We start from the raw sequence: 26,746 nt of genomic DNA, 5'->3' as shown, positions 1-26,746 counted from the left end.
AGCGGAAATTACAAGACGGCGACGGCGCACCGATCCCCCACTTATCTGATTGAAAGCTTGATCAGCTCGAAAGCTCGTTCAGAGTACATAGTCGCGGGACGATCTATCAGGGGGGTGCGCCCCTGGATCTCGCGCTCTTCTCGAGGGGTGGAACCTCCCCTTCCGGACGATCCCGCCGGAGCGCGGCCCGGGGGCTTGTGCTCGGTGGAACACGTTCCTAGCATCACCGGTGTTACATCAGTTGTGTCACACAGTCCGCACACCAGGCACACCAGACACACCAGGCACACCACCCACACCGCAGACGCTGGGGGCTCGATGGCAGTGACAGGGAACGGGACCGGCACCGGCACCGGCACCGGGACGGCGAGCGGCAGCGGCCCGCTCGCCGGAGTGCGCGTCGTGGAGCTGGCCGGCATCGGCCCGGGACCGTTCGCCGCCATGCTCCTCGCCGACCTGGGGGCGGACGTCGTACGCGTGGACCGGCCCGGCGGCGGCGGGCTCGCCGTCGACCCCGCCTACGACATCACCAACCGCGGCAAGCGCTCCGTCCTGGTCGACCTCAAGTCCCCCGACGGGCCCGCACGCGTCCTGGACCTGGTCGAGCGGGCCGACGTCCTCGTCGAGGGCTTCCGCCCCGGGGTCGCCGAGCGGCTCGGCGTGGGCCCGGCCGAGTGCCACGCCCGCAACCCCCGCCTCGTCTACGGGCGGATGACCGGCTGGGGCCAGGAGGGCCCGCTCGCGCACACCGCGGGCCACGACATCGCCTACATCGCCGTCACCGGGGCCCTTGGCATGATCGGCAACCCGGGAGAGCCCCCGGCGGTTCCGGCCAACCTGGTCGGGGACTACGCGGGAGGCTCGCTCTACCTGGTGATCGGCGTCCTCGCCGCCCTCCAGCACGCCCGGGCCACCGGCACCGGCCAGGTCGTCGACGCGGCCATCGTCGACGGCACCGCCCACCTCACCGCCATGATCCACGGGATGATGGCGGCGGGCGGCTGGCAGGACCGGCGCGGAGCCAACCTCCTCGACGGCGGCTGCCCCTTCTACGGCACCTACGAGACCTCCGACGGCGGGTACATGGCGGTCGGCGCGCTGGAGCAGCAGTTCTACGACACCTTCACGGAGCTCCTCGGCATCGGGGACCGGGCGCCGGCCCGCAAGGACATCGCCCGCTGGGGCGAACTGCGCGAGGCCGTCGCCGCACGCTTCCGGACCCGTACGCGCGAGGAGTGGACGGCGGTCTTCGAGGGCACCGACGCCTGCGTGGCCCCGGTGCTGTCGCTGCGCGAGGCTCCCGGCCACCCCCACCTCGCCTCCCGGGGCACCTTCACGGACTTCGGCGGGATCGTGCAGCCCGCGCCCGCTCCGCGGTTCTCCGCGACCCCGGTCGCCGTCACCGCGGGCCCCGCCCGGCCGGGCGCCCACACCGAGTCGGTGGCCGCCGACTGGGACGTCCCGGCCCTGCTCCCGAAAGAGGCCTGATGGAACTGTCGATGATGCTCGACTACGCGGGGGACCCGCGCCGGGCCGCCGACGAGGCGGCCGCGCTGGAGTCCGCCGGCCTCGACGCCGTGTGGGTGGCCGAGGCCTGGGGCTTCGACTCGCCGACGATCATGGGCTACCTCGCCGCCCGCACCGAGCGGCTGAAGATCGGCTCGGCGATCATGAACGTCTACTCGCGCACCCCCGGCCTGATCGCGCAGACGGCCGCCGGCCTGGACGCCCTCTCGGGGGGCCGGGCGCTCCTCGGCCTCGGCGCCTCCGGCCCGCAGGTCGTCGAGGGCTGGCACGGGAAGCCGTACGACAAGCCGCTCGGCCGCACCCGGGAGACGGTCGAGCTCTGCCGGCGCATCTGGCGCCGCGAGACGATCGACCACCACGGCATCACGGACATGCCGCTGCCGCCGGACAAGGGCGGCCGGCACGGCAAGCCGCTGAAGATCCTCACCCGGCCCGTGCGCGACGCGATCCCCGTCTACATCGCCTCGCTCGGCCCGGCCAACGTACGGCTGACCGCCGAGATCGCGGACGGCTGGCTGCCCACGCTCTTCATCCCCGAGAAGGCCGCCGCGGTGTGGGGCGGCCCGCTCGCGCAGGGCGCGGCCGGGCGCGCCCCCGGGCTCGGCCCCCTGCAGACCGTGGCGGGCGGCCTGCTCGCCATCGGCGAGGACGCGGCCGCCGTACGAGAACGCGCCCGCCCGCAGATCGCGCTGTACGTCGGCGGCATGGGCGCGGTCGGCAAGAACTTCTACAACGACCTCGCGGTCGCCTACGGCTACGAGGAGGAGGCCCGGAAGATCCAGGAGCTCTACCTCGCCGGACGCACGCGCGACGCCGCGGCCGCCGTGCCGGACGAGTTCTGCGAGCTGATGACCCTGTGCGGGCCTGAGGGCTACGTGCGCGAGCGTGTCGAGGCCTTCCGCGAGGCGGGCGTCACCATGCTCAACGTCACACCCGTCGGCCCCGAGCCGGCCCGTCTGATCGAAACCGTCAAGAACTGGCTTTGAGGAGCCCTTCCGATGAAGCGAGCCGCCCGATGAAGCGAGCCGTCCGATGAAGCGCCTTGTCTTCGACGCCGACCACGAGGCGTTCCGTGAGACCGTCCGCACCTTCCTCACCAAGGAGGTGCTGCCGCACTACGAGCAGTGGGAGAAGGACGGCATCGTCAGCCGCGAGGCGTGGCGGGCCGCCGGCCGCCAGGGGCTGCTCGGGCTGGCCGTCCCGGAGGAGTACGGGGGCGGCGGGAACACCGACTTCCGCTACGCCGCCGTGATCGCCGAGGAGTTCACCAGGGCGGGCACGCCCGGGATCGCCATCGGCCTGCACAACGACATCATCGGGCCGTACCTGACCTCGCTCGCCACCGAGGAGCAGAAGCGCCGCTGGCTGCCCGGCTTCTGCTCCGGCGAGACCATCACCGCCATAGCGATGACCGAGCCGGGCGCGGGCTCCGACCTCCAGGGGATCCGGACCACCGCCGAGGACCGCGGCGACCACTGGCTGCTGAACGGCTCCAAGACCTTCATCTCCAACGGCATCCTCGCCGACCTGGTGATCGTGGTCGCCAAGACCACCCCCGAGGGCGGGGCGCACGGCCTGTCGCTGCTGGTCGTCGAGCGCGGTGCGGAGGGCTTCGAGCGCGGCCGCAACCTCGACAAGATCGGCCAGAAGGCGCAGGACACCGCCGAGCTGTTCTTCCACGACGTGCGCGTCCCGAAGGAGAACCTGCTCGGCGAACCGAACGGCGCCTTCGTCCACCTGATGACCAATCTCGCGCAGGAGCGGATGGGCATCGCGATGGCCGGGATCGCCGCCGCCGAGTACCTGCTGGAGATCACCACGCAGTACGTGAAGGAGCGCGAGGCCTTCGGGCGTCCGCTGTCCAAGCTCCAGCACATCCGTTTCGAGATCGCGGAGATGGCCACCGAGGTCGCCGTCACCCGGACCTTCCTCGACCGGTGCATCACCGACCACTCGAACGGCGAACTGGACCACGTGCACGCCTCGATGGCCAAGTGGTGGGCCACCGAGCTGCAGAAGCGCGTGGCGGACCGCTGCCTGCAACTCCACGGCGGGTACGGGTACATGACCGAGTACCGGGTGGCGCGGGCCTTCACCGACGGCCGGATCCAGACGATCTACGGCGGTACGACCGAGATCATGAAGGAGATCATCGGCCGGTCCCTCCTCAGCTGAACCTCCTCAGCCGAACCTCCTCGTCCCAGCCTCCTCGTCCCGCCCTCCTCGTCCCACCAGGACCTTCCAGCACACCGAAAGGCTTGACCAGTGAGCACCGAAGCTTACGTATACGACGCGATCCGCACCCCGCGCGGCCGCGGCAAGGCCAATGGCTCCCTGCACGGCACCAAGCCGATCGACCTGGTCGTCGGACTCATCGACGCGCTGCGCGAGCGCAACCCGGGCCTGGACCCGGCCACCATCGACGACATCGTGCTCGGCGTCGTCGGCCCGGTCGGCGACCAGGGCTCCGACATCGCCCGTATCGCGGCCATCGCCGCCGGGCTCCCGGACACGGTGGCCGGCGTACAGGAGAACCGGTTCTGCGCCTCCGGCCTGGAAGCCGTCAACCTGGCCGCGGCGAAGGTCCGTTCCGGTTGGGAGGACCTGGTCCTCGCGGGCGGCGTGGAGTCCATGTCCCGCGTCCCGATGGCCTCGGACGGCGGCGCCTGGTTCGCCGACCCGATGACCAACTGGGACACCGGCTTCGTGCCGCAGGGCATCGGCGCCGACCTGATCGCCACCATCGAGGGCTTCTCCCGGCGCGACGTCGACGAGTACGCGGCCCTCTCGCAGGAGCGCGCCGCCGCCGCGATCAAGGACGGCCGCTTCGCGAAGTCCGTCGTCCCGGTCACCGACCGCAACGGCCTCGTCGTCCTGGACCACGACGAGTTCGTCCGCCCCGGGACCACCGCCGACACCCTCGCCAAGCTGAAGCCGTCCTTCGCGGACATCGGCGAGCTCGGCGGCTTCGACGCCGTCGCGCTCCAGAAGTACCACTGGATCGAGAAGATCGACCACGTCCACCACGCGGGCAACTCCTCCGGCATCGTCGACGGCGCCTCGCTCGTCGCGATCGGCTCCCGCGAGGCGGGGGAGCGAAACGGCCTCACCCCGCGCGCCCGCATCGTCTCGGCGGCCGTCTCCGGCTCCGAGCCCACCATCATGCTCACCGGCCCCGCCCCGGCCACCCGCAAGGCCCTCGCCAAGGCCGGCCTGACCATCGACGACATCGACCTGGTCGAGATCAACGAGGCCTTCGCCGGCGTCGTCCTGCGCTTCGTCAAGGACATGGGCCTCTCCCTCGACAAGGTCAACGTCAACGGCGGCGCCATCGCCCTGGGCCACCCGCTCGGCGCCACCGGCGCGATGATCCTCGGCACGATCGTCGACGAGCTGGAGCGCCAGGACAAGCGCTACGGGCTCGTCACCCTCTGCGTCGGCGGCGGCATGGGCGTCGCCACCATCGTCGAACGCCTCTGAACCGTCCTGTATCCCCCGACCCCTCCGACACGGAAGTAGCGAACATGAGCGAGTCCACCACGATCCGCTGGGAACAGGACGAGACCGGCGTCGTCACCCTGATCCTCGACGACCCGGGCCAGTCCGCCAACACGATGAACCAGGCCTTCAAGGACTCCATCGCCGCGGTCGCCGACCGCGCCGAGGCCGAGAAGGACTCCATCCGCGGCATCATCTACACCTCCGCCAAGAAGACCTTCTTCGCCGGCGGCGACCTCAAGGACATGATCCGGCTGCGCCCCGAGCACGCGCAGCTCGCCTTCGACACCGGCACCGAGATCAAGCGGTCCCTGCGCCGCATCGAGACCCTCGGCAAGCCCGTCGTCGCCGCCGTCAACGGTGCCGCGCTGGGCGGCGGTTACGAGATCGCCCTCGCCTCCCACCACCGCGTGGCCCTCGACGCGCCCGGCTCCAAGATCGGCCTGCCCGAGGTCACCCTCGGCCTCCTCCCGGCGGGCGGCGGCGTCACCCGCACCGTGCGCCTGATGGGCATCGCCGACGCGCTGCTGAAGGTGCTGCTCCAGGGCACCCAGTACACCCCCCAGCGCGCCCTGGACAACGGCCTCGTGCACGAACTGGCCGCCACGCCCGAGGAGATGCTGGCCAAGGCCCGCGCCTTCATCGACGCCAACCCCCAGTCGCAGCAGCCCTGGGACGTGCCCGGCTACAAGATCCCCGGCGGCACGCCGTCCAACCCGCGCTTCGCCGCGAACCTCCCGGCCTTCCCGGCCAACCTGAAGAAGCAGCTCAACGGGGCCCCGTACCCGGCGCCGCGCAACATCCTGGCCTGCGCCGTCGAGGGCTCCCAGGTGGACTTCGAGACCGCGCTGACCATCGAGGCCCGCTACTTCACCGAGCTGGTCACCGGACAGACCGCCAAGAACATGATCCAGGCGTTCTTCTTCGACCTCCAGGCCGTCAACGCCGGCCGCAGCCGCCCGCAGGGCATCGAGCCGCGGCGGGTCCGCAAGGTCGCCGTCCTCGGCGCCGGCATGATGGGCGCCGGCATCGCCTACTCCTGCGCCCGCGCGGGCATCGAGGTGGTACTCAAGGACGTCACCGCCGAGGCCGCCGCGAAGGGCAAGGCGTACTCCGAGAAGCTGCTCGACAAGGCGCTGTCCCGCGGCCGGACCACCGAGGCGGGGCGCGCCGAGCTGCTCGCCCGGATCACCCCGACCGCCGACGCGGCCGACCTAGCGGGCTGCGACGCCGTCATCGAGGCCGTCTTCGAGGACACGGCCCTCAAGCACAAGGTGTTCCAGGAGGTCCAGGACGTCATCGCGCCCGACGCCCTCCTGTGCTCCAACACCTCGACCCTGCCCATCACCGGGCTGGCCGAGGGCGTCGAGCGGCCCGCCGACTTCATCGGACTGCACTTCTTCTCGCCCGTCGACAAGATGCCGCTCGTCGAGATCATCAAGGGGGCGCAGACCGGCGACGAGGCCATCGCCCGCGCCTTCGACCTGGTCCGCCAGATCAACAAGACCCCGATCGTGGTCAACGACTCGCGCGGCTTCTTCACCTCGCGCGTCATCGGCCAGTTCATCAACGAGGGCGTGGCGATGGTCGGCGAGGGCGTCGAGCCCGCCTCGATCGAGCAGGCCGCCGCCCAGGCCGGCTACCCGGCCAAGGTCCTCTCCCTGATGGACGAGCTCACCCTGACGCTGCCGCGCAAGATCCGCAACGAGAGCCGCAAGGCCTTCGAGGCGGAGGGCCGGACGTGGACCGAGCACCCCGCCGACACCGTCATCGACCGGATGGTCGACGAGTTCGGCCGCCCCGGCCGCAGTGGCGGCGCCGGCTTCTACGAGTACGACGAGTCAGGCAAGCGCGCCCGCATCTGGCCGGGCCTGCGCGAGCACTTCGCCAAGCCGGGCCACGAGGTCCCCTTCGAGGACATGAAGGAGCGGATGCTCTTCTCCGAGGCCCTGGACACCGTCCGCTGCCTCGACGAGGGCGTCCTCACCTCGGTCGCCGACGCCAACATCGGCTCCATCATGGGCATCGGCTTCCCGGCCTGGACCGGCGGCGTGATCCAGTACATCAACGGCTACGAGGGCGGCCTCGCCGGCTTCGTGGACCGCGCCCGTGAGCTCGCCGGGAAGTACGGCGAGCGGTTCACCCCGCCCGCCTCCCTCGTGGAGAAGGCCGAGCGCGGCGAGACGTACGCCGACTGACCCCGAACGGACGCCCCGGGCCCCTGGGAGGGGGCCCGGGGCGTCTCGGTCAGCGCTCGAAGGCGGCCAGGTGGGCGAACGGCCCGTGCTGCCGGGCGCCGTCCGGGTCGGACCAGTCGGCCAGCACCCGTCCCGCCGCGCCGTCACCCTCCGGGGCGGGACCAGGCCGGAGCACCCGGTACACCGTCAGGGTGGACACCGGGCCCTCCGCCGCCGGCGGGCCCACCGTGACGAGGCTCGCGTCGGCGGATTCCGTCACGGTCCCGGGGCCGGTCAGGCCCTGCGGCACCCCGGACCCCTCGGTACGGACCTCGACCGTCGGGTCGGGCGAGTCGCTCGTGTTCTGGTCCTGGGCGGTCGTACGGCCCGCCAGCAGGGCGAGCAACTGCTCCACCAGGACCACGTCATGGGTTCCGTCGTAGATCCAGCGACGACCCAGCACACCGTGCTCGGAGGTGCCGATCAGGCCGTCCGCGGCGGACGCCAGCGGCATCCCGCGGTACGTCATCGGGACCTGGTAGGTGACGGGGGAGTCCCCCGAGGTGTCGGTGACCACCATGAACTCGATGCCCACCTCGCCCGCCGGGTCGTCGAGCCGGAAACCGCCGGCCTTGGCGAGCAGCGGCGCGTCCCCGCCCCGGTACCAGGGCTTCGACGGCATCCAGGCGGCGAGCAGTTCGAGCTTGCCGGGTGACATGGTGGTGCGGTGAATGACTGCCATGATCCATAAACTACCCGGGCGGCACGGGTGTTGACCGGTGACCCGGCCCGGGTCACGCGGGCGCGGTCACGGGGTGTTCCCGGACGGCGATCCTGGCCAGTTTCGTCAGCATCATGCCGTTGCGCACGGCGACGAGGTAGTCCACCGGCAGCCCGTGCATGCGGGTGCCCGGACCCCGCAGCGGATGCCAGTCGAGGGTGAAGAGCGTGCTCCTGCCCCAGGGGCCAGGTTCATGGCGATGCGCGCCGCGCCGAACGTCCAGCGGCGGACCGGGACCCGTCACCCGGGATCCGAGACGAAGGCTGCCCGCAGCTCCTCCCGCAGCGACCGCTGGAAGGCCGTCACCAGCGCCTGCACCACCATCGGCTGCATGTGCGCCGACAGCGCCTTCATCGACTCCACCCGCTCCGGATCGCTCTCGCCCTCCGTGAACGGCCCCCACACCTCGTCCCGGAAGAGTGCCGTCAGCTCGTGCGCCGCCGACCGCGTGTGCTCCACCAGCACCTTGCGCGCCGCCAGGATCGTCTCGTGGGCGATCGGCACGTCGAGCAGCGCGACCCCCAGCCGCAGCAGCCCCACGTCCACCCGGAACCCGTCGCCCGAGGCGGCGAGCACGTTCATGGCCGTCAGCCGCCGCACGTCGGTGTCCGACAGGCTCCGCCCCGCCCGCTTCTCCAGCTCCTCCCGCGAGACCTCCCGGGCCGCGTCCGGAGCCCAACTGGCCACCATCGCCCGGTGGATCGCGAGATCGTGCGCGCTGAGGTCGTCGGGCAGCGCGTCCAGGTAGCGCTCGATGGCGGACAGCGTCATGCCCTGGTGCTGGAGTTCCTCGATCAGGGCCAGCCGCGACAGGTGCTCCGGCCCGTAGTGCCCCACCCGACGCGGACCGATCACGGGAGGGGGCAAAAGGCCGCGGGTGCTGTAGAACCGTACCGTGCGCACGGTGACGCCCGCCCGGGCCGCCAGCTCGTCGACGGTGAGCATCGGCTCGGGTGCCTGGTCGGCCATCGTCTGCGCCTCGCTCTCTGCTCCACAGCTTGGGTTCAACAGTATTGCTGTCGCACCAACGATGTGAAACGGCCAGGAGCTGCCCATGACCACGAACCTGCGACTGCCCGGACGACCCGAAGAGATCACCTTCTCGACCCTGCTGGCCCGCAACGCCGCCGAGCACGGGGACCTCCCCGCCCTCTCCTGGCGCGCCGGCCCCGACGCGGCCGGGTGGACGACGCTCACCTGGAGCGAGGTCCGCCACAAGGTCGCCGTCCTCGCCGCCGGCTACGCCGCCCTCGGCGTCGAGCGCGGGGAGCACGTCCTGCTGATGATGGGCAACCGCCCCGAGCACTGGCTCAGCGACCTCGCCCTCTTCCACCTCGGCGCCGTGCCCGTCACCGTGTACGGGACCTCCGCGCCCGAGCAGATCGCGCACATCGCCCGCCACAGCCGGGCCCGGGTCGCCGTCGTCGAGGGCGCCCGCGAACTCGCCCGGTGGGAGCCGCTGCTGGCCGCCGAGGACCTCCCCCTGGAGCGCCTCGTCGTCGCCGAGGCCGCCGAAGCCGGCCGGCACGGCACCTACGGCTCCCTGTACGCGAGCGGCGCCCGGATCCACCGCGCCGACGCCTTCGAGAAGGCCTGGCAGGAGACCCGCCCCGAGGACCCGCTCACCGTCGTCTACACCTCGGGCACCACCGGCGACCCCAAGGGCGTGCGCCTGACCCACCGCAACCTGATCCTCCAGGCGGTCCGCCTCGACCGCGGCGTGGACCTGCCCGAGCACGCCGAGCACATCTGCTACCTGCCCTTTGCGCACATCGCCGAACGGGTCCTCGGCATCTACCTGCCCCTGTTGCGGGCCTCGCACGTCAGGCTGTGCGCCGATCCCACCGCCGTCTCGGCGGCCGTCCGCGAACTGCGCCCGGTGCAGTTCTTCGGCGTGCCCCGGGTGTGGGAGAAGTTCGCCGCCTCCGTCCGCGCGGTCCTCGCCCAGCTCCCCGAGGACCAGAGGAACGCCATAGAGGCCGCCAACGACCTCGCCCGGGCCCGGGCCGGCCACCACGAGCGGGGCGAAGGGGTGCCGGCCGAGCTCGAAGCCTCGTACGCCTCGGCCAAGGAACGGACGCTGGACCCGCTGTTGCGCCTGGCGGGCATGGACCGGCTCGCCTGGACGGCCAGTGCCACCGCGCCCATGCCCATCGACGTCGTCCGCTTCTGGGCCGGCTGGGGCATCACGATCATGGACGCCTGGGGGCTCACCGAGACGTCGGGCGTGTGCACGCTCAACAGCGCCGAGGGCTTCCGGCTGGGCTCGGTGGGCCGGCCGATCGAGGGACTGGAGCTGAGGATCGCCGAGGACGGGGAGGTCCTCACCCGCGGTGCGACCGTCTTCGGCGGCTACCTGCGGCCGGACGGCTCGGTGGAGAGCGCCTCCGACGCGGAGGGCTGGTTCCCCACGGGGGACGTCGGCCGGATCGACGAGGACGGCTTCCTCTGGATCACCGACCGCAAGAAAGAACTGATCATCACGTCTACGGGCAAGAACGTCTCGCCGGCGCTGGTGGAGAACACGGTCAAGGAGCACCCCCTGATCGGCCAGGCGCTGGTGCACGGCGACGGCCGCTCCTACCTCGTCGCCCTGCTCGTCCTGGACGCCGAGCTCGCCCCGGTCTGGGCGGCCGCCCGGGGCATCGAGGCCGGTTCGGCGAGCGCCCTCGCCGAACACCCCGCGGTGCGGGAGGAGATCGCCCGCGCGGTCGAGGCGGCCAACGCCCGGCTCAACCGGACCGAGCAGATCAAGCGCTACCGGCTGCTGACGCAGGAGTGGGGCCCCGAGACGGGCGAGCTCACCCCCTCCCTCAAGCTCCGCCGCCGGATCGTCCGTGACAAGTACGGCGCCCTGATCGACGGCCTGTACGAGGAGCCGTACGACGCGGTCTGACCCGAACGCCCCTGCCGGTCAGCGGATAGCGGTCGCTCGATTCCCGTCCTGAGCATGCGTAGGGCCAGGCGAATGCGGCGACGCCTCGACCAGCGTCCTTGCGGGGACGAGGGTCGGGGCGTCGCTGCGGCCGGGCGTGGGCGGGGCGGGCTCAGATCAGCGCGTGACAATGAACCCGCGCTCGGCCCGCTGCGCACGCGCTGCGGCAACCCTGGCGAGGGCGGCAGCCGTCACGTCCCGGCCGCCCGCATCGAGAACGATCCACGTGCTCTCCGGATCGTCCGGCGTCACGGGGGTGACGGTCCCCGCAATGCCGTGCTGACGCATTGCGGCGTACACCTCGAAAGCTGTGTCCGTGTTCATGTCCTCGCCTCTCTGCCGTACGGGGCGCCGAGCCTATTCCCCGCCGCCGTGGGTCGCGCAGTTCCCGGGATTGATCGGGCCGCAGCCGCCGGGGACCGGGGTGTGGCTGCAGTTCGCTGCCACCGTGACGAGCGAACTGTCCGGGCCCACCCACAGCTCGGCGTCCGGCGTGTACCCGGTCCGCTCGATCAGGGCGACCGTGCGGGTCAGGACGTCTGGGTCGTGTCGGGAGGCGTCCGGCCGCTCCGGGTAGTGGTGGACGGACCGGCCGAGCCGGCTGCACAGGGTGGCGTACAGGTGCGTGTGCAGGATGAGCGCATGCCAGCCCTCATCGACCTCGCGGGTCGGAGCGATCCGCACCGACGGGAACCGGGCCGCCGATACGACGAACTTCAGGGCCTCGATGAGGAGCCGGCCGGCCATTTCCGGTTCCATCCCCGTGTTGTTGTCCAGGATGGTTGCCCGGACGTCGTTGAACTGGGCGTCGGTGAGGAGGGTGCGGGGCGGCGGGGGCTTCTGCGGGCCGGTGGCGCATGCAGCGGTCATGATGTGCTCCTCGGTGATGAGTTCCGATGGTGCGGGACCGGCACAGCGCGCGGCGGTGCCGGACGGGAGTCTGATCGGGATCAGCGGATCCCATTACGGCCACCCGCTGTGCAGCCCTGTTTGTGGATCGTGGCGCCACCTTCCGGGCCGCCGCCTGGTACCGGGATGGCCCCGCACTTCGCGCAGCTGCGGGCGGCGAGCGGCGAGGCGTCGGACACTAGGTCGTGTCGTCAAAGTCCCGTCTGGCCGGCGGGGCCGCCGGCCCCGCCCTTCGGGCGGCCGACGCTACTGTGACGACACTCCCTAGAGGGCCTCGACGTTTGCGACGGCTGTGGACAGCTCGACGCCCCCGCCATCCGGGCGGATGTAGGCGATCTCCGCCCAGCGCTCCGGGAAGCCGGCGCTTGAGGTGTTCTCGACGAGCACCGCCATGAGCGTGCCCTCGGTGCCGGACGCGATGTCGCGGACCGGCCGCCGGAGGAGCAGGTGCGGCACCTCGGTAAGTGCGTCGTGCGGGGTGGCCATGCAGGGCTCCTTCTACCGTCGTCAGCGGGTGATGGAGACGAGCCTAGGTAGGCGGAGGAGCGCCGCGAAGTGACCCCGAGTACCAGTAGTTTGGGCTCTCGGCAGGTAGAGGAGGCGCCATGGGCATCAACGGCCAAACCACCCTGACCCACAGTCAGGGAACCCCCCGGCGAAGCCGCACCGGCATGGTGTCCGGCTACGTGTTCCGCGTGATCCGAGAACAGCTCGACCACACCCAGGACTCCCTCGCCGAGGCCTTCGGGGTGTCTGCGGACACCGTCGCCGGCTGGGAGTCCGGGCGGCGTCCCCTCACCTCGCTCGCGGTCGGGCAGATGCTGGCTCACCGGCACCGCCTGATGCGCATGGGCGTCACACCGGCCCTGCTCCACGCCCTCGACAAGGCCCTCGAAGCGGACGTTCTCCTCTCCGGCGCCCTCAGCGACGACGAGCCCACCGGCCACAGCCCGCTCGGTGCCTGGGTGATGCAGCGCGACCTCGTCGAAGTACTGGCCTGGCCACTTAACGGCGTTGCCCCCGAACCGATGCGAGGCCTGGACAGTCCGCTCGCGCCCGCCGCGGCCCCGCCCCCGTCCGGCCCGAGTTACCGGCCGAAGACCGGCGCCGCTTCTTCCACCGGATGCGACGCACCGCCGAGGAGGCCCGCGGCGGAGACTTCCTCGTACGCCGCCAGGCCCTCTACCTCGCCGGGTACGACGACGCACCCGACACCCCGGCCTGGCTGACCCACGAGCAGCGTGCGGAAAGGCGAGGAGACTGGCTCACCGAATGGCTCACCGCCCGCTCCGTCGCAACCGTCGCCGCTCGCCGCGGGGACCGCGACCGCATGCAGCACTTCATCACGACCACCCTCGACGGTGACGACGCCGGCGAAGCCGCGAACCTGAACTACTGGGCCTACTGGATCGGAGAGAGCCCGCACCTCCAGCCCACGGACGACTTCATCGCCACCACCGGGACGCCTACCTGGCACGGCCACAAGCTGCTCCACCACCTCGTTGCCGGCCTCGCGCCCGACCGCGGGTTCTTCGATCTGAACACCCACACTCTCTGGGCGTTGCTCGCCGCACGCCCCGGCCTCCTGCGTACCGCCCCCGCCGGACGTGCTCTGCGGGACCGGCTGCCCGTGCTGTTGGATGGCACAGAGCCCTCGACGCGTGCGCGCCGAGAACTCGAAGGCATCCGGTACGCAATCCGCCTCGCAGAGGCGTGAAGGAGACACGCAGTGGCTGACGACCTGTCCGCGGTAGCCCGGTTCCTCTACGAGGTGGGCACCCTCAAGAACACAGCCCGTACGGGCTGGTGGATGGCGGGCGTCAAGCAGCCCGAGAGCGTCGCCGAACACTCGTGGCGGACGTCGCTCATCGCGTCGATCATCGCGAAGCTGGAAGGTGCCGACCCGGCGCGGGCCGCGTTCCTGGCGGTGTGGCACGACACCCAGGAGAGCCGCACCGGAGACGTCAACCACCTCGGCAAGCGGTACTCGCCCGCAGCCGACCCGGAGGCAGTGACCGCCGACCAGACGGCGGGGATGCCTGAACTGCTGGCGTCCACGCTGCAGGAGCTGGTGGCCGAGTACGAGGGCAAGGACTCCGCCGAGGCAGTCTGCGCTCGCGACGCGGACAAGCTGGAGTGCATGCTGCAGGGCCTGGAGTACAAGGCGCAGGGCTACGCCGGCGCCCAACGGTGGATCGACAACAGCCGGGCCCGGCTCACGACCGAGACCGGCCGGAGGCTGGCTGAGGAACTGCTGGGGCAGGGCCCTCTCGACTGGCTGCGGGCCGCCCTGGGAGAGAAGGGCTGAGGGTACGCACGAAAACGCCCCCTTCCGACCCCGTTGGGCCGGAAGGGGGCATCGACTGCCCGGCAGGTCCCCCGCAGACGCTGCCCCGCCCTCGGCGAGCGGCCTTGGCGACGAGTCGAGGATCAGGACCAGCGCCCGCCGGGTTCAGGAGACGCCGGCTGATCTCGCCCGGCCGTCCTGCGGGACGGGGAGCCCGTGGGTCAGCGGCCGATCAGCGGGTAGTGGTCGGAGAGGTTGGTGTAGGTGTAGGAGGTGCCCCAGCTGGAGACCGTCCAGGGCGCCGACTCCTCCTTGACCACGTTGTTCTCCCAGCCCGCCGGGCGGGCGTTGCCCTTGCGGTAGAGCACGTAGTCCAGGTCCTCGCGCGGGTCCGTCGGATAGCGGTACTTCGCTATCGAGTTCAGCGCGGTGTCGAAGGAGTACGGGTGGCCCGTGCGCGTGTCGGAGTCCGCCAGGTCGGCGTTGGCGAGCATGCTCGCGTACTCGGGGGTGCGCGAGTCGACGTTGAGGTCGCCCGCCAGGATGACCTGCTCGTTCGCCGGGATGTTCTTGCCGTCAAGGAAGGCGTCGACGGCCCGGAACTGGCGGGCGCGCATCTGGGCCGCCTCGCCCGCACCGCAGCCCGGGTCGGTGGACTGCGCGTGCGTGCCGACGACGTGCACCTTCGTGCCGTTCACGTTCAGCACGACGTAGGCGAAGCCCTTGTTGGACCACCAGTCCGCCCCGCAGGCGTCCTTGAAGACGAACTGCTCCTTGCGGACGATCGGCCACTTGCTGAGGATCGTGACGCCGCCGTCCTCCGGGGTGGTGGAGGAGTAGGCGCCGCCCGTGGCGTCCCAGCCGCTCTTGCTGCGGCCGACGACCGGGGTCTGGTACGGGTACTGCGCGGCGGAGTTCGCCTTCAGCGCGTCCGAGGAGCTGTTGTCGAAGGCCTCCTGGAGCACGACCACGTCGTGGCCCTTGTAGAAGGAGGTCTTGGGGATCTCCGCGGCCCGGTGGTCCTGGCCCCAGTTCGGGTAGAGGTTCTTGCTCATCAGGAACACGTTGTACGACAGGACGCTGAGCCGGGGGGCGGCGGCGTTCTCCGCGGCCGTGGCGGCGGGCGCGGTGGTGGCGGCCAGTGCGCCTGCGGCGACCGCGGCGACGGCCGTGGCGGCGGCGCGGCGCGAGCGGGTCGTGGAAAGCAGCATGAAGGTCTCCGTCATTCCTGCGGGGGAAGATCGACGCCGTCATACAAGCAGCAGCAGTTACCTCTGGGTAACACCCGTGCAGAGACTTTCTGTCCGTGAGACGGCCGTCCGGTGCTCGCATACTTGTCATATGACGAAGACGGACCCGGCACACCCCACCGGACCTGCGGCCACGCGCCGCACCGACCCCGAGCCTCCCCCGCCGGGCGGGGTGCTGTGGACCATCGCCGGCGACGTCCGCGCGCTGCTGATGCTGCCCGCCGCCTTCACGATGCAGGTCGCGCACCCGGCCATCGCGGCCGGCGTCGACGAGTACTCCGTCTTCCGCACCGACCCCTGGGGCCGCGGCGAGCGCTCCCTGCGCTCGGTCCAGCTGTGGGTGTACGGCGGGGAGGACGCCGCCGAGGAGGGCCGCCGGGTCCGCCGCCTGCACAAGGACATCCAGGGCACCGACACCCGCGGCCGGCGCTACCACTCCCTCGACCCCGCCTGCTACGCGTGGGTCCACGCCACCGGCTTCCCGGTCTACCTCTACGCCGGGCGCTACCTGCTGCGCCGCTTCACCCCCGCCCAGGAGCAGCAGCTCTACCGGGAGTGGCTCCAGGTCGGACGGATCCTCGGCCTGCACGACCGGGACATGCCGCAGACCATCGAGGAGTACTGGACGTACTGGGCCCGGATGCTGGCCGAGGAGATCGAGCCGACCGCGGTCGCCCGCGAGCTGGTCGCCACCGACGTGCCGCTGCCCCGGCCCGAGGTCGGCCCCCTGCCCGTACGGCTGCTGCTGCGGCTGACCTGGCCCGCGCTGCGGGCGGCCTTCCTGCGCCTGCGGGCCTTCGTCACCGCCGGGTACATGCCGCCCGAGGCGCGGGCCGCGATCGGGCTGGAGTGGAGCCCGGCCCAGGAGCGCAGGCTCCGCCGGTTCAGCACCGCCGTACGGCTCCTCGTACCGCTGCTGCCCGAGCGGCTGCGCTACCTGCCGATCGCCTACCGGGCGCGCGCCGCGTGGCGTGCGGGCCGCCGCTGACACCAGCGCACGCGGCCCCCGCGGGGATCGGGAGCCGCGTGCGGGAGCCGCGTGCGGGGGTCGGCGGGCGGCGCGGACTCAGTGCCGGTGGCCGGGCCCGGAACCGTGCTCGGTGTCGTGGATCGTGTCGGTCTGCGCGATCTTCTTCCAGGACTTCGGCTCCGCTGCGGCCCTCGCCGGCACGGACTGCGCCGGGGCCGACGGGGCCGAGCGGGCCGCCGGCTTCGCGGCCGCCGGGTTCAGCGCCGACGCGTCGGGCTTGCCCGGGGTGTAGAGCCAGGTCTCGAACAGCTGGGCCAGCGGCTTGCGGGAGACCTTCTCCGCGTAGCGGACGAAGTCCCCGACCTTGGCGTTGCCGTAGGCCCGCTCGGTCGGCCAGCCCTTGAGGATCTGGAAGAACTTCTCGTCGCCGATCTCGTTGCGCAGCGCCTGCAGGGCGATCGCGCCGCGGTCGTAGACGGCACCGTGGAACTGGTTCTCCGGACCGGGGTCACCCGGCTTGACCTGCCAGAAGGCGTCCTCCGCCGGGCGCAGCGAGTAGGCCCAGTCGGCGAGCTCCTGAGCGGTGCCCTCGCCCTCCTTCTCCGACCACAGCCACTGGCTGTAGCGGGCGAAGCCCTCGTTGATCCAGATGTCCTTCCAGCCCTCCACGGACACGCTGTCGCCGTACCACTGGTGGGCCAGCTCGTGCACGACCACCGAGACGTTCGCGCCGTTCTGGAACTGGCGCGGGCCGTAGAACGGCCGCGTCTGGGTCTCCAGGGCGAAGCCGGCGTTCACGTTCGGCACGTAGCCGCCCAGCGCGTTGAAGGGGTACGGCCCGAAGACCCCTTCCAGCCACTCGGTGACCTCGCCGGTCCGCTCCACGCTCGCGCGCGCCGCCCCCGCGTTGTCGCCGAGGTCCTTGCTGTAGGCGTTGACGATCGGCAGGCCGCTCGCCGTCCGGTCGGTGGTGATGTCGAACTTGCCGACGGCGAGGGTGGCCAGGTAGGTGGCCTGCGGCTTGTTGGAGCGCCAGTTGTACCGGGTCCAGCCGAGCCGCGAGGTCTGTGACTGGAGCACGCCGTTGCTGATGGCCTGGGTGCCGTCGGGAACGTTGACGGAGACGTCGAAGGTGGCCTTGTCCAGCGGGTGGTCGTTGCTGGGGAACCACCAGACCGCAGAGTCGGGCTCCTGCGCCGCCACACCGCCGTCCGGGGTGCGGTGCCAGGCCGTCCAGCCGTCGACCTTCAGCTCCGACGGCTTGCCGGCGTACGTGACGACGACGGTCAGCGGGGTGTTGCGCGCCAGCGGCTTCGCCGGGGTCACCTCCACCTCGTGGGCGCCGGACGTGGCGAACTTCGCCTTGGCGCCGTTGACCCGGATCTCGCTGACCTTCAGGCCGAAGTCGAGGTTGAAGCGCGACAGGTCCTGCTTGGCGGTGGCGATCAGCGTCGCGGTGCCCTCCAGCAGGTCCGTCGTCGGCTGGTACTTCAGGCGCAGGTCGTAGTGCGACACGTCGTATCCGCCGTTGCCGCTGGCCGGGTAGTAGGGATCGCCGATACCCGGGGCGCCCGGACCGGAACTCGCCGCCGACGCCGGGATCACCAGCAGGAGGGAGGCGGCGAGCACGCTCGGGACGATGACTTTGCGGTGCACGAATGACTCCAAGTGGTAGGGGAGACAGCTCGGTTCAAGGTCGTCGCTCGACCGTATTCACCCCTGGCCGCTCAGGTCATGTCCATGGCCCCTGCTGTCACACGATCGCCATTCGGCCGTCACGCGGACGCGCGCGGAACGCTGCCGACGCGCCCGCGCGGGCCTGCCCGCTCCCGCCCGCACCCGCTCCGGCCTGCGGCCCGACCACCCGGCGGCCCGACCCCGCCACCCCCGCCGACCGCCCCGCCCCCACCGCCGGATCGTCCGGATCGGACCACCGGCCCGTGGTCGGCCGGGGCGGCGGGGGCCGGGCTCGGGGACCGCCCTACCCGGCGTACCGAACAGTCGGTACCGTGCCGCGCATGACCCTTCACCCTCGCGCCGCGCGGCGCTGTTGGCACTCCGCCGTCAACCCGCTGCACTCCACCGTCTACTTCTCGCCGGAGATCGCCGAGGAGTTCGCCGCGCTCGGGATAGCCGACCCGGTCGCCGTCAACCTGGCGCACCGCTCCGCCGCGATGGGCGCCGTCGGTGCCGGCGCGGTCACCGCCGCCTTCTACAACTACCGGCACGACCTCGTCGCCCGGCACCTGCCCGCCGTCTGGAACACCGTCACGCCCGAGCAGGCCCTCGCCGCCCGGCTGCGCGCCGCCGACGCCGCCCTGACCCGGCTCCTCGGCGCCGACACGGTGAAGTCCCCCGAGGTGGCGGAAGCCGCCGACCTGGCGATGCGCGCCACCGAGGGCTGCACCCGGCACGCCCGCACCCTGTACGCGGCCCACGCCGACCTCCCCGTACCCGAGGAGCCGCACCTGCGGCTGTGGCACGCCACCACCCTGCTGCGCGAGCACCGCGGCGACGGCCACCTCGCCGCCCTGCTCCTCGCGGGCCTGGACCCGGTCGAGGCGCTGGTCAGCCACACCGCCACCGGCAAGGGCATGACCCCGAAGTGGCTCAAGGGAATGCGCGGCTGGACGCAGGACGAGCTCGACGCCGCGACCGGCCGGCTGCGCGAGCGCGGTGTCCTCGACGCCGCGGGCGGGCTGACCGAGGAGGGCACGGCCCTGCGCGAGCGGCTGGAGAGCGACACCGACCGCCTCGACGCCGCCCCCTACGAGCACCTCGGCGCGGACGGCCTGGCCCGCCTCACCGAGCTCGGCGGCGCCCTCGTCGTCAAGGCCGTGACCGCCGGGGCCTTCCCGAGGGACCTCATGGGCAGGGCCTGACGGGCAGGGCTCCCGCGGTCCGTCACGACCACCTGCCACAATTGGCAGCCTTCCAGTGCAAACGAAGGCAGGCGGGACCCGATCGTGACGATGTCCATCGAAGGCAGGATCGCCGAGGAGCTCGGCGTACGGGAGCGGCAGGTCGAGGCCGCCGTCGAGCTGCTCGACGGCGGCTCCACCGTGCCGTTCATCGCGCGCTACCGCAAGGAAGCGACCGAGATGCTCGACGACGCCCAGCTGCGCACCCTGGAGGAGCGGCTGAGGTATCTGCGCGAGCTGGAGGACCGGCGCGCGGCGATCCTGGACTCCGTACGGGAGCAGGGCAAGCTCGACGCCGAGCTGGAGGCCCGGATCAACGCGGCCGACACCAAGGCGCGCCTGGAGGACATCTACCTCCCCTTCAAGCCCAAGCGCCGCACCAAGGCGCAGATCGCCCGCGAGGCCGGCCTGGAACCGCTCGCGGACGGCCTGCTGGCCGATCCGTCGGTGGACCCGGCCGCCGCGGCGGCCGCGTTCGTCGACGCCGACAAGGGCGTCGCCGACCCGGCGGCCGCCCTGGAGGGCGCCCGCGCCATCCTCACCGAGCGGTTCGCCGAGGACGCCGACCTGATCGGCGAGCTCCGCGAGCGCATGTGGGGCCGCGGCCGGCTCGCCGCGAAGGTCCGCGAGGGCAAGGAGGAGGCGGGCGCCAAGTTCGCCGACTACTTCGACTTCGCCGAGCCGTTCACCGCACTGCCCTCCCACCGGGTCCTCGCCATGCTGCGCGGCGAGAAGGAGGACGTCCTCGACCTCAACCTGGAGCCCGAGGCCCCCGAGGACGCCGACGCCCCCGGCCCCTCCACGTACGAGGGCATGATCGCGCGCCGCTTCGGCGTCGCGGACCGCGGCCGGCCCGGCGACAAGTGGCTCGCCGACACGGTCCGCTGGTGCTGGCGCACCAAGGTCCAGGTGCACCTCGGCATCGACCTGCGGATGCGGCTGCGCCAGGCCGCCGAGGACGAGGCCGTACGCGTCTTCGCGTCGAACCTGCGCGACCTGCTGCTCGCGGCGCCCGCGGGCACCCGGGCCACCCTCGGCCTCGACCCGGGCTTCCGCACCGGTGTGAAGGTCGCCGTCGTGGACGCCACCGGCAAGGTCGTGGCGACCGACGTGATCTACCCGCACGTGCCCGCCAACAAGTGGGACGAGTCCCTCGCCAAGCTGGCCCGCCTCGCGAAGGAGCACGCGGTCGAGCTGGTCGCCATCGGCAACGGCACCGCCTCCCGGGAGACCGACAAGCTGGCCGGGGACCTGATCTCCCGCCACCCCGACCTCGGGCTCACCAAGGTGATGGTCTCGGAGGCGGGCGCCTCCGTGTACTCGGCCTCCGCCTTCGCCTCGCAGGAACTGCCCGGCATGGACGTGTCGCTGCGCGGCGCCGTCTCCATCGCCCGCCGCCTCCAGGACCCGCTCGCCGAGCTCGTCAAGATCGACCCGAAGTCCATCGGCGTCGGCCAGTACCAGCACGACCTGTCCGAGGTGAAGCTGTCGCGCTCCCTCGACGCGGTGGTCGAGGACTGCGTGAACGGCGTCGGCGTGGACGTCAACACCGCCTCCGCGCCGCTGCTGTCGCGGGTCTCCGGCATCAGCGGGACCCTCGCCGAGAACATCGTCGCCCACCGCGACGCCAACGGCCCCTTCCGCAACCGCAAGGGCCTCAAGGACGTGGCCCGCCTCGGCCCCAAGGCGTACGAGCAGTGCGCGGGCTTCCTGCGGATCCGCGGCGGGGACGACCCGCTGGACGCCTCGTCCGTGCACCCCGAGGCCTACCCGGTGGTCCGGGCGATGGGGAAGACGGCGGGCGGCGAGGTGGCCGCGCTGATCGGCAACACCGGAATCCTGCGCTCCCTGCGGCCCGAGCAGTTCGTCACCGAGGCCTTCGGCCTGCCCACGGTCACCGACATCCTGCGCGAGCTGGAGAAGCCGGGCCGTGACCCGCGTCCGGCGTTCAAGACGGCGACCTTCAAGGAGGGCGTCGAGAAGATCGGCGACCTGGCCCCCGGGATGATCCTGGAGGGCGTGGTCACCAACGTGGCCGCCTTCGGCGCCTTCATCGACATCGGCGTCCACCAGGACGGCCTCGCGCACGTCTCGGCACTGTCGAAGAACTTCGTCAAGGACCCCCGGGACGTGGTCAAGCCGGGAGACATCGTCCGCGTCAAGGTCATGGACGTGGACATCCCGCGCAAGCGGATCTCGCTGACCCTGCGCCTGGAGGACGAGGCCGGGGCAGAGCGCGGCGCCGGTGCCCCGCGCCAGCGCGAGGAGCGGCGCGGCGGCGGCCGTCCCCCGCAGCAGCGCGGCGGAGCGGGCGGCCAGGGCGCAGGCCGGAACCAGGGCGACCGAGGCCAGGGCGCAGGCCGGAACCAGGGCGACCGAGGCCAGGGCCAGGGCGGCGGCCAGGGCCGGCGGCAGGGCGGCGCGGCCCCCGCGCCCGCGAACAGCGCGATGGCCGACGCCCTGCGGCGGGCCGGGCTCACCGGACCCGAGGAGCGCCGGGGGCGCTGACCCCCGGCGTCGGGGCCGTGCGGGAGGGATCCCGCAATCCCGCACGGCCAGGGGCGGCCCCCGGCCACCCGGCGCGTGAAGGTCCTCGTACGTGATGGCCGAATAGGTTCCCCACCTGGGGACTTTCCTTGCCAACTCCCGTACAAGATCTGTAGGCATGGTGGAACGCCCGTTCGTCACCCGGCGGACGGGCTTCCGCGTTTCCCCCCTCAGGACTGCATTCCCCGAGGCCGCCTTGAAGGCACAGGACGTCATGCCCATGCCCACACACGCCTACCGACGCTGCCCCGGAAAGGGTCCGAAGAGGGATCACATGCCCCACCGGCAACTCAGCATTCGCAAAAGGTGCGAGAACATTCTCGGCCATCTGGATCTGACCCACCCGTTCTCCCTCGACGTCCTGTGCGGGCGGATAGCCGAGCAGCGCGGCCGCCCCATCCGGCTCCACCCGCTCCCCAAGGAGGCGGCGGAATCCGGGGTCTGCGGCCTGTGGGTGGGCACCGCCAGCGTCGACTACGTCTTCTACGAGGCCCAGACCACCCCGCTGCACCGGGAGCACATCGTCCTCCACGAGCTCGGCCACATCCTCTTCGGGCACAACTCGCTGGAGGGCGAGGAGACCGGCGGCGACGCCCCCGTCGTCCTCGGCCGCACCAACTACACGACCCGCCAGGAGCAGGAGGCGGAGATGCTCGCGAGCATGATCCGCATCCGTACCGCGAACGCCGGCCCGCGCACCCCCGCCCGGGACCGGGGCACCCTGGCCCGGCTGGAGTCCGCCATGGGGTACGAGCGGGGCACCGATGGCGGCTGACCTGACCGACTTCGGCAACTGGCTCGCCGTCCCGAGCGTGGTCTGCCTGTGGCTCGCCGTCCTGCTGCGCGCCCCGGGCGCCCTGCGCTCGCCCCAACAGCGCGGCCTGTGGCTGGCCGTCGCGACCGCCGCCGCCGCGATGACCCTGAACCTGCCGGACGTCGTCACCTACGCGATGACCCGAGGCGCCGCCTACGCCCACACCATCGGCCTCGTCCGCAACCTCATCGGAGTGCTGTCGGCGGGCGCCGTGCTCTACTTCGTCGCCGCCACCACCCGCGGCCGCCGCCTCCAGCTCGCCTCCTGCGCCGCCACCGCGGCCTGGCTGAGCGCACTCGTGGCCCTGGACGCCGCGGCAGCCGGCCACGGCACCCACGCCATGCCCCCGGTCGGCGACCCGGTGCCGTCCCTCGCGTACTGGCTCGTGCTGATCTCGGCCCACGTGGTCGCCAACACCGTCTGCGTGTCCCTGTGCTGGCGCTACAGCCGGCGCACCGAGAGCCGCGGACTGGCCGCCGGCCTGCGCCTCTTCGGCCTGGGCACCGCGCTCGCCGGACTGTTCTGGCTGGCCTACCTGCTCAAGGCCCTGTTCGCCAGCACCTGGGCGATGCCCGCCCTCCCGCTGCTGATGAACCTGCACGGCCTGCTGCGCGCCGCCGCGATCCTCGTTCCCACCCTGTTCACCCTCCGCCGCACCTGCGCCGACATCGCCACCGCCTGGCGGCTGTGGCCGCTGTGGCGCGACCTCGTCGAGGCGGTCCCGCACGTCGCCCTCAACGAGCCGCGCTCGGGCCGGGTGATGGAGCTGCTGTGGCCGCCGGTCCCGCGCAACCTGCTGGTCTACCGCAAGGTCATCGAGACGCGCGACGCCATCCTGATCCTGGGGGAGTACGTCCGCCCGGGCGCAATGGAGCAGGCCCGCAGCCATGTCGCCGGCCACGGGATCCCCGAGCAGCGGCGCACCGCGGCCGCGCTGGCCCGCGTACTGAAGGACGCGCGGCGGGCCAAGCTCGCCGGCCTGCCCGGGCAGACGGGTGAGGCGGCCGGGCTGGAACTGCCCGAGGCCATCCAGAGTTCGAACGCAGGCGGGGACCTGGCGGACGAGGCCCGGTTCCTCGTCGACGTCGCCGAGGCCTACACCTCGCCGGCCACCACCGAGGAAGTGAAAGTGCCGTGACCACCGTACTGATCACCGGAGCCAGCACCGGACTGGGCGCCGCCTTCGCCCGAGGATTCGCCGCCAAGGGCTGCGACCTGGTCCTCGTCGCCCGCGACAAGGACCGGCTCGACGACGTCGCAGGGGCGCTGGCCCGCGAGTACGGCACCGCCTCCGAGGTGCTGCCCGCCGACCTGCTGGACGCGGGCGGCCTCGCGGTGGTCACCGAGCGGCTCGCCGCCCGCGCCCGGCCCGTGGACATCCTGGTCAACAACGCGGGCTTCGGGCTCCCCGCACCCTTCCCGTACAACCCGGTCGAGGACGAGGAGCGGATGCTCGACCTCCTGGTGAAGGTCCCGCTGCGGCTCACCCACGCCGCGCTGCCCGGCCTGCGCGAGCGCCGCCGCGGAGCCGTCGTCAACGTCTCCTCGGTGGCCGGACTGCTGCCCACGGGTACCTACGGGGCCGCCAAGGCCTGGGTCACCGCGTTCAGCGAATCCCTCCGGGTGGACATGGAGCCGTACAACGTACGGGTGCTGGCCGTCGTCCCCGGCTTCACCCGCACCGAGTTCCAGGAACGCGCCGGGATGGACGTCAGCGCGCTGCGCGACGCGGTCTGGCTGGAGCCGGAAGCCGTCGTCGAGCAGGCGCTCAAAGACCTGGCCCTGCGCCGCCCGGTCAGCATCACCGGCCGCCGCTACCAGGCCTACGCCCTCGCCGCCCGCCACCTCCCGCGCGCCTTCGTCGCCCGGAAGATGGCCCGCAAGCGCCGGCCGCCGGCCGACCCGGACGCATGACGGGCACCGTGGAGCGGGCCCGCGAGGCCCTGCGGTCCGGCCTGCGGCCCGTCGACGTGTACGTCGAACTCGCGGCCGGCACGTCCGACCTGCGGGGCGTCGCCCTCGCGGTCTGCGACGCGCTCGGCATCCCGCGCCCGGACGCGGAGCAGCGGCTGCGCGGCAGCGAGGAGCTGTGGGACGGGTTCGGCCCCGGCGAGGAGGGGCTCGTCGGGGAACTCCTCGACCTCGCCGGGCTGTTCGACGTGCACGCCACCCTGGACGAGCGCGGCGAGCGGATCTGCGGACTGATGCACCGGGCCGTGGGCGCGCTGGGCGGCATCGCCGGCGGAGTCGCCTTCAACCTCCACCGGAAGCTGGCCACAGGCCGGCTGCCCGAGGCGTACGCCCTGCTCGTACGGGCACCGGTCCGCGAGCGAGGGGACCCGGCCCGCTACTGGGCGCTGTTGACCACGGTCGGCGAGGAGTTGGCGGCGTGGCTGCCGCCCGGCGACGACGAGGCCGCCGGGCGGGTGGGCGAGGCGCGCGCACGCTGCGCCCGGGAGGCCGCGGCAGCCGCTAGAGCTCGGTGACCTTGCCGTCCGAGACCTGCAGGCGGCGGGTCACCTGGACCGCGTCGAGCATCCGGCGGTCGTGCGTGACCAGCAGGAGGGTGCCCTCGTAGGACTCCAGGGCGGCCTCCAACTGCTCGATCGCCGGCAGGTCGAGGTGGTTGGTCGGCTCGTCCAGGACCAGCAGGTTGACCCCGCGGCCCTGGAGCAGCGCGAGCGCGGCACGGGTGCGCTCACCGGGGGAGAGGGTCGCCGCCGGGCGCAGGACGTGGGCCGCCCTGAGGCCGAACTTCGCCAGCAGGGTGCGCACTTCGGCGGGCTCGGTGTCGGGAACGGCCGCGCAGAACGCCTCCAGCAGCGGTTCGTCCCCCAGGAACAGGCCGCGGGCCTGGTCGACCTCGCCGACCAGAACGCCGGAGCCGAGGGTCGCGGAGCCGGAGTCCGGGGCCAGCCGCCCCAGGAGCACGGCGAGGAGGGTGGACTTGCCGGCGCCGTTGGCCCCGGTGATCGCCACCCGGTCCGCCCAGTCGATCTGCAGGCTGGCCGGGCCGAAGGAGAAGTCCCCGCGCTTGACGGCCGCCTCGCGCAGGGTCGCCACCACGGAGCCCGAGCGCGGGGCCGCCGCGATCTCCATGCGCAGCTCCCACTCCTTGCGGGGCTCGTCGACGACCTCCAGCCGTTCGATCGCGCGCTGCGTCTGGCGGGCCTTGGCGGCCTGCTTCTCGCTGGACTCGCCGCGCAGGTTCTTGCCGATCTTGTCGTTGTCGGTGGCCTTGCGGCGGGCGTTGCGCACGCCCTTGTCCATCCAGTTGCGCTGCATCTGGGCCCGGCCCTCGAGCGCGGCCCTCTTGTCCGCGTACTCCTCGAACTCCTCGCGCGCATGGCTGCGGGCCCGTGCGCGCTCCTCCAGGTAGGAGTCGTAGCCGCCGCCGTAGAGGTTGATCTGCTGCTGCGCCAGGTCGAGTTCGAGCACCTTGGTGACGGTCCGCGTCAGGAACTCGCGGTCGTGGCTGATCACGACGGTTCCGGCGCGCAGCCCCTTGACGAACCGCTCCAGCCGTTCCAGACCGTCCAGGTCCAGGTCGTTGGTGGGCTCGTCGAGCAGGAAGACGTCGTAGCGGGAGAGGAGGAGCGAGGCCAGGCCCGCACGGGCCGCCTGGCCGCCGGACAGCGCCGTCATCGGCAGGTCGAGGCCCACCGCCAGGCCCAGGTCGTCGGCGACCTCCTCGGCGCGCTCGTCGAGGTCGGCGCCGCCGAGGTCCAGCCACCGGTCGAGCGCGGTCGCGTACGCGTCGTCCGCGCCCGGCGTCCCGTCCACCAGGCCCTGCGTCGCCGCGTCGAGCTCCGCCTGGGCGGCGGCCACGCCGGTGCGCCGGGCCAGGAACTCCCGGACCGACTCCTCGGGCCGGCGCTCCGGCTCCTGCGGGAGGTGGCCGACGGCGGCGGTGGGCGGCGAGAGCCGCAGCTCCCCGGTCTCGGGGGTGTCCAGCCCGGCGAGCAGGCGCAGCAGGGTCGACTTCCCGGCGCCGTTCACGCCGACGAGGCCGATGACGTCGCCGGGCGCGACGACGAGGTCGAGATCGGCGAACAGCGTGCGCTCACCATGAGCGGCGGTGAGCTTCTTGGCGACGAGGGTTGCAGTCATGATGTGCCGATCCTATCGGC

The 26,746-nt window shown here is 72.3% G+C and carries 22 protein-coding genes and 2 pseudogenes; 15 read left to right on the top strand and 9 right to left on the bottom strand.

What is annotated here, in order from left to right; translation table 11 throughout:
- Positions 1 to 318: 318 nt before the first annotated feature.
- The 5 genes from OHA91_RS07635 (at position 319) to OHA91_RS07615 (ending at position 7,223) form a co-directional block, all read left to right on the top strand.
- Positions 319 to 1,488: a CaiB/BaiF CoA transferase family protein gene (locus tag OHA91_RS07635; RefSeq protein ID WP_051893902.1), complete on the top strand. Its 1,170-nt coding sequence runs from the start codon at positions 319 to 321 to the stop codon at positions 1,486 to 1,488.
- Entirely contained in the window at positions 1,488 to 2,513 is a 1,026-nt protein-coding gene (locus OHA91_RS07630) for an LLM class F420-dependent oxidoreductase (protein WP_031157889.1), read from the top strand. Before OHA91_RS07635 ends, OHA91_RS07630 begins: the two co-directional genes overlap by 1 nt.
- A gap of 46 nt (positions 2,514 to 2,559) precedes the next feature.
- Positions 2,560 to 3,702: an acyl-CoA dehydrogenase family protein gene (locus tag OHA91_RS07625; protein WP_031157886.1), complete on the top strand. Its 1,143-nt coding sequence runs from the start codon at positions 2,560 to 2,562 to the stop codon at positions 3,700 to 3,702.
- Positions 3,703 to 3,792: 90 nt separating this feature from the next.
- Positions 3,793 to 5,007: an acetyl-CoA C-acetyltransferase gene (locus OHA91_RS07620; protein ID WP_031157883.1), complete on the top strand. Its 1,215-nt coding sequence runs from the start codon at positions 3,793 to 3,795 to the stop codon at positions 5,005 to 5,007.
- A gap of 44 nt (positions 5,008 to 5,051) precedes the next feature.
- Positions 5,052 to 7,223, top strand: a complete 2,172-nt coding sequence (locus OHA91_RS07615) for a 3-hydroxyacyl-CoA dehydrogenase NAD-binding domain-containing protein (RefSeq protein WP_031157880.1) — start codon at positions 5,052 to 5,054, stop codon at positions 7,221 to 7,223.
- Between the two features lie 49 nt (positions 7,224 to 7,272).
- Here the strand turns inward: OHA91_RS07615 and OHA91_RS07610 are convergent, their stop codons facing one another.
- The 3 genes and pseudogenes from OHA91_RS07610 to OHA91_RS07605 form a co-directional block, all read right to left on the bottom strand.
- Positions 7,273 to 7,944, bottom strand: a complete 672-nt coding sequence (locus OHA91_RS07610; protein WP_266493571.1) for a maltokinase N-terminal cap-like domain-containing protein — start codon at positions 7,942 to 7,944, stop codon at positions 7,273 to 7,275.
- A 52-nt stretch (positions 7,945 to 7,996) separates the two neighbouring features.
- Positions 7,997 to 8,199 (bottom strand): annotated as a pseudogene (locus OHA91_RS39840) (SRPBCC family protein); the annotation flags it as partial.
- 24 nt (positions 8,200 to 8,223) lie between these two features.
- Positions 8,224 to 8,952 (bottom strand): MerR family transcriptional regulator, encoded by a 729-nt coding sequence (locus OHA91_RS07605; protein ID WP_031157876.1) that lies wholly within the window; start codon positions 8,950 to 8,952, stop codon positions 8,224 to 8,226.
- An 85-nt stretch (positions 8,953 to 9,037) separates the two neighbouring features.
- Between OHA91_RS07605 and OHA91_RS07600 the strand changes: the two genes are divergently transcribed.
- Complete coding sequence (locus OHA91_RS07600) at positions 9,038 to 10,879, top strand: AMP-dependent synthetase/ligase (protein ID WP_328738902.1); 1,842 nt, start codon at positions 9,038 to 9,040, stop codon at positions 10,877 to 10,879.
- A gap of 156 nt (positions 10,880 to 11,035) precedes the next feature.
- Here the strand turns inward: OHA91_RS07600 and OHA91_RS07595 are convergent, their stop codons facing one another.
- The 3 genes from OHA91_RS07595 to OHA91_RS07585 all read right to left on the bottom strand — a co-directional run bounded on the left by OHA91_RS07595 (position 11,036) and on the right by OHA91_RS07585 (position 12,313).
- Positions 11,036 to 11,242: a hypothetical protein gene (locus OHA91_RS07595; protein WP_328738901.1), complete on the bottom strand. Its 207-nt coding sequence runs from the start codon at positions 11,240 to 11,242 to the stop codon at positions 11,036 to 11,038.
- Between the two features lie 33 nt (positions 11,243 to 11,275).
- Positions 11,276 to 11,788, bottom strand: a complete 513-nt coding sequence (locus OHA91_RS07590; protein ID WP_328738900.1) for a glycine-rich domain-containing protein — start codon at positions 11,786 to 11,788, stop codon at positions 11,276 to 11,278.
- Positions 11,789 to 12,091: 303 nt separating this feature from the next.
- A complete protein-coding gene (locus tag OHA91_RS07585) occupies positions 12,092 to 12,313 on the bottom strand; it encodes a hypothetical protein (RefSeq protein ID WP_328738899.1) in 222 nt (73 codons plus the stop codon).
- Positions 12,314 to 12,432: 119 nt separating this feature from the next.
- Between OHA91_RS07585 and OHA91_RS07580 the strand changes: the two are divergent.
- Positions 12,433 to 13,544, top strand: a pseudogene (locus tag OHA91_RS07580) (helix-turn-helix domain-containing protein).
- 12 nt (positions 13,545 to 13,556) lie between these two features.
- Positions 13,557 to 14,135 (top strand): HD domain-containing protein, encoded by a 579-nt coding sequence (locus OHA91_RS07575; RefSeq protein ID WP_328738898.1) that lies wholly within the window; start codon positions 13,557 to 13,559, stop codon positions 14,133 to 14,135.
- Between the two features lie 200 nt (positions 14,136 to 14,335).
- Here OHA91_RS07575 and sph read toward each other — a convergent pair whose 3' ends face one another.
- Positions 14,336 to 15,325, bottom strand: coding sequence for a sphingomyelin phosphodiesterase (sph, locus tag OHA91_RS07570; RefSeq protein WP_266493575.1), 990 nt, complete (start codon positions 15,323 to 15,325; stop codon positions 14,336 to 14,338).
- Positions 15,326 to 15,455: 130 nt separating this feature from the next.
- Here sph and OHA91_RS07565 point away from each other — a divergent pair, with 130 nt between their 5' ends.
- Positions 15,456 to 16,352 (top strand): oxygenase MpaB family protein, encoded by an 897-nt coding sequence (locus OHA91_RS07565; RefSeq protein ID WP_031157866.1) that lies wholly within the window; start codon positions 15,456 to 15,458, stop codon positions 16,350 to 16,352.
- A gap of 78 nt (positions 16,353 to 16,430) precedes the next feature.
- Here OHA91_RS07565 and OHA91_RS07560 read toward each other — a convergent pair whose 3' ends face one another.
- Entirely contained in the window at positions 16,431 to 17,990 is a 1,560-nt protein-coding gene (locus tag OHA91_RS07560) for a M1 family metallopeptidase (protein WP_031157863.1), read from the bottom strand.
- 362 nt (positions 17,991 to 18,352) lie between these two features.
- Between OHA91_RS07560 and OHA91_RS07555 the strand changes: the two genes are divergently transcribed.
- The 6 genes from OHA91_RS07555 to OHA91_RS07530 all read left to right on the top strand — a co-directional run bounded on the left by OHA91_RS07555 (position 18,353) and on the right by OHA91_RS07530 (position 25,102).
- Positions 18,353 to 19,216 carry an SCO6745 family protein gene (locus tag OHA91_RS07555; RefSeq protein ID WP_031157861.1) on the top strand — a complete coding sequence of 288 codons (864 nt, stop codon included), beginning with the start codon at positions 18,353 to 18,355 and terminating at the stop codon, positions 19,214 to 19,216.
- A gap of 84 nt (positions 19,217 to 19,300) precedes the next feature.
- On the top strand, positions 19,301 to 21,763 hold the full coding sequence (locus tag OHA91_RS07550; RefSeq protein ID WP_031157858.1) for a Tex family protein: 2,463 nt from the start codon (positions 19,301 to 19,303) through the stop codon (positions 21,761 to 21,763).
- 313 nt (positions 21,764 to 22,076) lie between these two features.
- Positions 22,077 to 22,577 (top strand): ImmA/IrrE family metallo-endopeptidase, encoded by a 501-nt coding sequence (locus OHA91_RS07545; protein WP_031157855.1) that lies wholly within the window; start codon positions 22,077 to 22,079, stop codon positions 22,575 to 22,577.
- Positions 22,567 to 23,754, top strand: coding sequence for an MAB_1171c family putative transporter (locus OHA91_RS07540; RefSeq protein ID WP_328738897.1), 1,188 nt, complete (start codon positions 22,567 to 22,569; stop codon positions 23,752 to 23,754). Before OHA91_RS07545 ends, OHA91_RS07540 begins: the two co-directional genes overlap by 11 nt.
- Positions 23,751 to 24,530: an SDR family NAD(P)-dependent oxidoreductase gene (locus OHA91_RS07535; protein WP_328738896.1), complete on the top strand. Its 780-nt coding sequence runs from the start codon at positions 23,751 to 23,753 to the stop codon at positions 24,528 to 24,530. The genes OHA91_RS07540 and OHA91_RS07535 overlap by 4 nt, the downstream gene beginning before the upstream one ends.
- Positions 24,527 to 25,102, top strand: a complete 576-nt coding sequence (locus OHA91_RS07530; RefSeq protein WP_328738895.1) for a hypothetical protein — start codon at positions 24,527 to 24,529, stop codon at positions 25,100 to 25,102. Before OHA91_RS07535 ends, OHA91_RS07530 begins: the two co-directional genes overlap by 4 nt.
- On the opposite strand, the gene OHA91_RS07525 is transcribed toward OHA91_RS07530, so the two are convergent.
- The gene (locus OHA91_RS07525; protein WP_031157847.1) at positions 25,089 to 26,726 is read right to left on the bottom strand and encodes an ABC-F family ATP-binding cassette domain-containing protein; all 1,638 of its coding nucleotides are present in this window, start codon (positions 26,724 to 26,726) and stop codon (positions 25,089 to 25,091) included. The genes OHA91_RS07530 and OHA91_RS07525 overlap by 14 nt on opposite strands.
- Positions 26,727 to 26,746: the final 20 nt, after the last annotated feature.

The organism is Streptomyces erythrochromogenes (genome assembly GCF_036170895.1).
Classification (GTDB): domain Bacteria; phylum Actinomycetota; class Actinomycetes; order Streptomycetales; family Streptomycetaceae; genus Streptomyces; species Streptomyces erythrochromogenes.
Note: the sequence above shows the minus strand (reverse complement) of the source record. Positions and strands in the feature narration are given on the sequence as shown.

Coding starts and splice junctions, on each gene's coding strand:
- OHA91_RS07635 (WP_051893902.1), top strand. CDS start 319: ATGGCAGTGACAGGGAACGGGACCGGCACCGGCACCGGCACCGGGACG.
- OHA91_RS07630 (WP_031157889.1), top strand. CDS start 1,488: ATGGAACTGTCGATGATGCTCGACTACGCGGGGGACCCGCGCCGGGCC.
- OHA91_RS07625 (WP_031157886.1), top strand. CDS start 2,560: ATGAAGCGCCTTGTCTTCGACGCCGACCACGAGGCGTTCCGTGAGACC.
- OHA91_RS07615 (WP_031157880.1), top strand. CDS start 5,052: ATGAGCGAGTCCACCACGATCCGCTGGGAACAGGACGAGACCGGCGTC.
- OHA91_RS07610 (WP_266493571.1), bottom strand. CDS start 7,944: ATGGCAGTCATTCACCGCACCACCATGTCACCCGGCAAGCTCGAACTG.
- OHA91_RS07605 (WP_031157876.1), bottom strand. CDS start 8,952: ATGGCCGACCAGGCACCCGAGCCGATGCTCACCGTCGACGAGCTGGCG.
- OHA91_RS07600 (WP_328738902.1), top strand. CDS start 9,038: ATGACCACGAACCTGCGACTGCCCGGACGACCCGAAGAGATCACCTTC.
- OHA91_RS07595 (WP_328738901.1), bottom strand. CDS start 11,242: ATGAACACGGACACAGCTTTCGAGGTGTACGCCGCAATGCGTCAGCAC.
- OHA91_RS07590 (WP_328738900.1), bottom strand. CDS start 11,788: ATGACCGCTGCATGCGCCACCGGCCCGCAGAAGCCCCCGCCGCCCCGC.
- OHA91_RS07585 (WP_328738899.1), bottom strand. CDS start 12,313: ATGGCCACCCCGCACGACGCACTTACCGAGGTGCCGCACCTGCTCCTC.
- sph (WP_266493575.1), bottom strand. CDS start 15,325: ATGCTGCTTTCCACGACCCGCTCGCGCCGCGCCGCCGCCACGGCCGTC.
- OHA91_RS07565 (WP_031157866.1), top strand. CDS start 15,456: ATGACGAAGACGGACCCGGCACACCCCACCGGACCTGCGGCCACGCGC.
- OHA91_RS07555 (WP_031157861.1), top strand. CDS start 18,353: ATGACCCTTCACCCTCGCGCCGCGCGGCGCTGTTGGCACTCCGCCGTC.
- OHA91_RS07545 (WP_031157855.1), top strand. CDS start 22,077: ATGCCCCACCGGCAACTCAGCATTCGCAAAAGGTGCGAGAACATTCTC.
- OHA91_RS07540 (WP_328738897.1), top strand. CDS start 22,567: ATGGCGGCTGACCTGACCGACTTCGGCAACTGGCTCGCCGTCCCGAGC.
- OHA91_RS07530 (WP_328738895.1), top strand. CDS start 24,527: ATGACGGGCACCGTGGAGCGGGCCCGCGAGGCCCTGCGGTCCGGCCTG.
- OHA91_RS07525 (WP_031157847.1), bottom strand. CDS start 26,726: ATGACTGCAACCCTCGTCGCCAAGAAGCTCACCGCCGCTCATGGTGAG.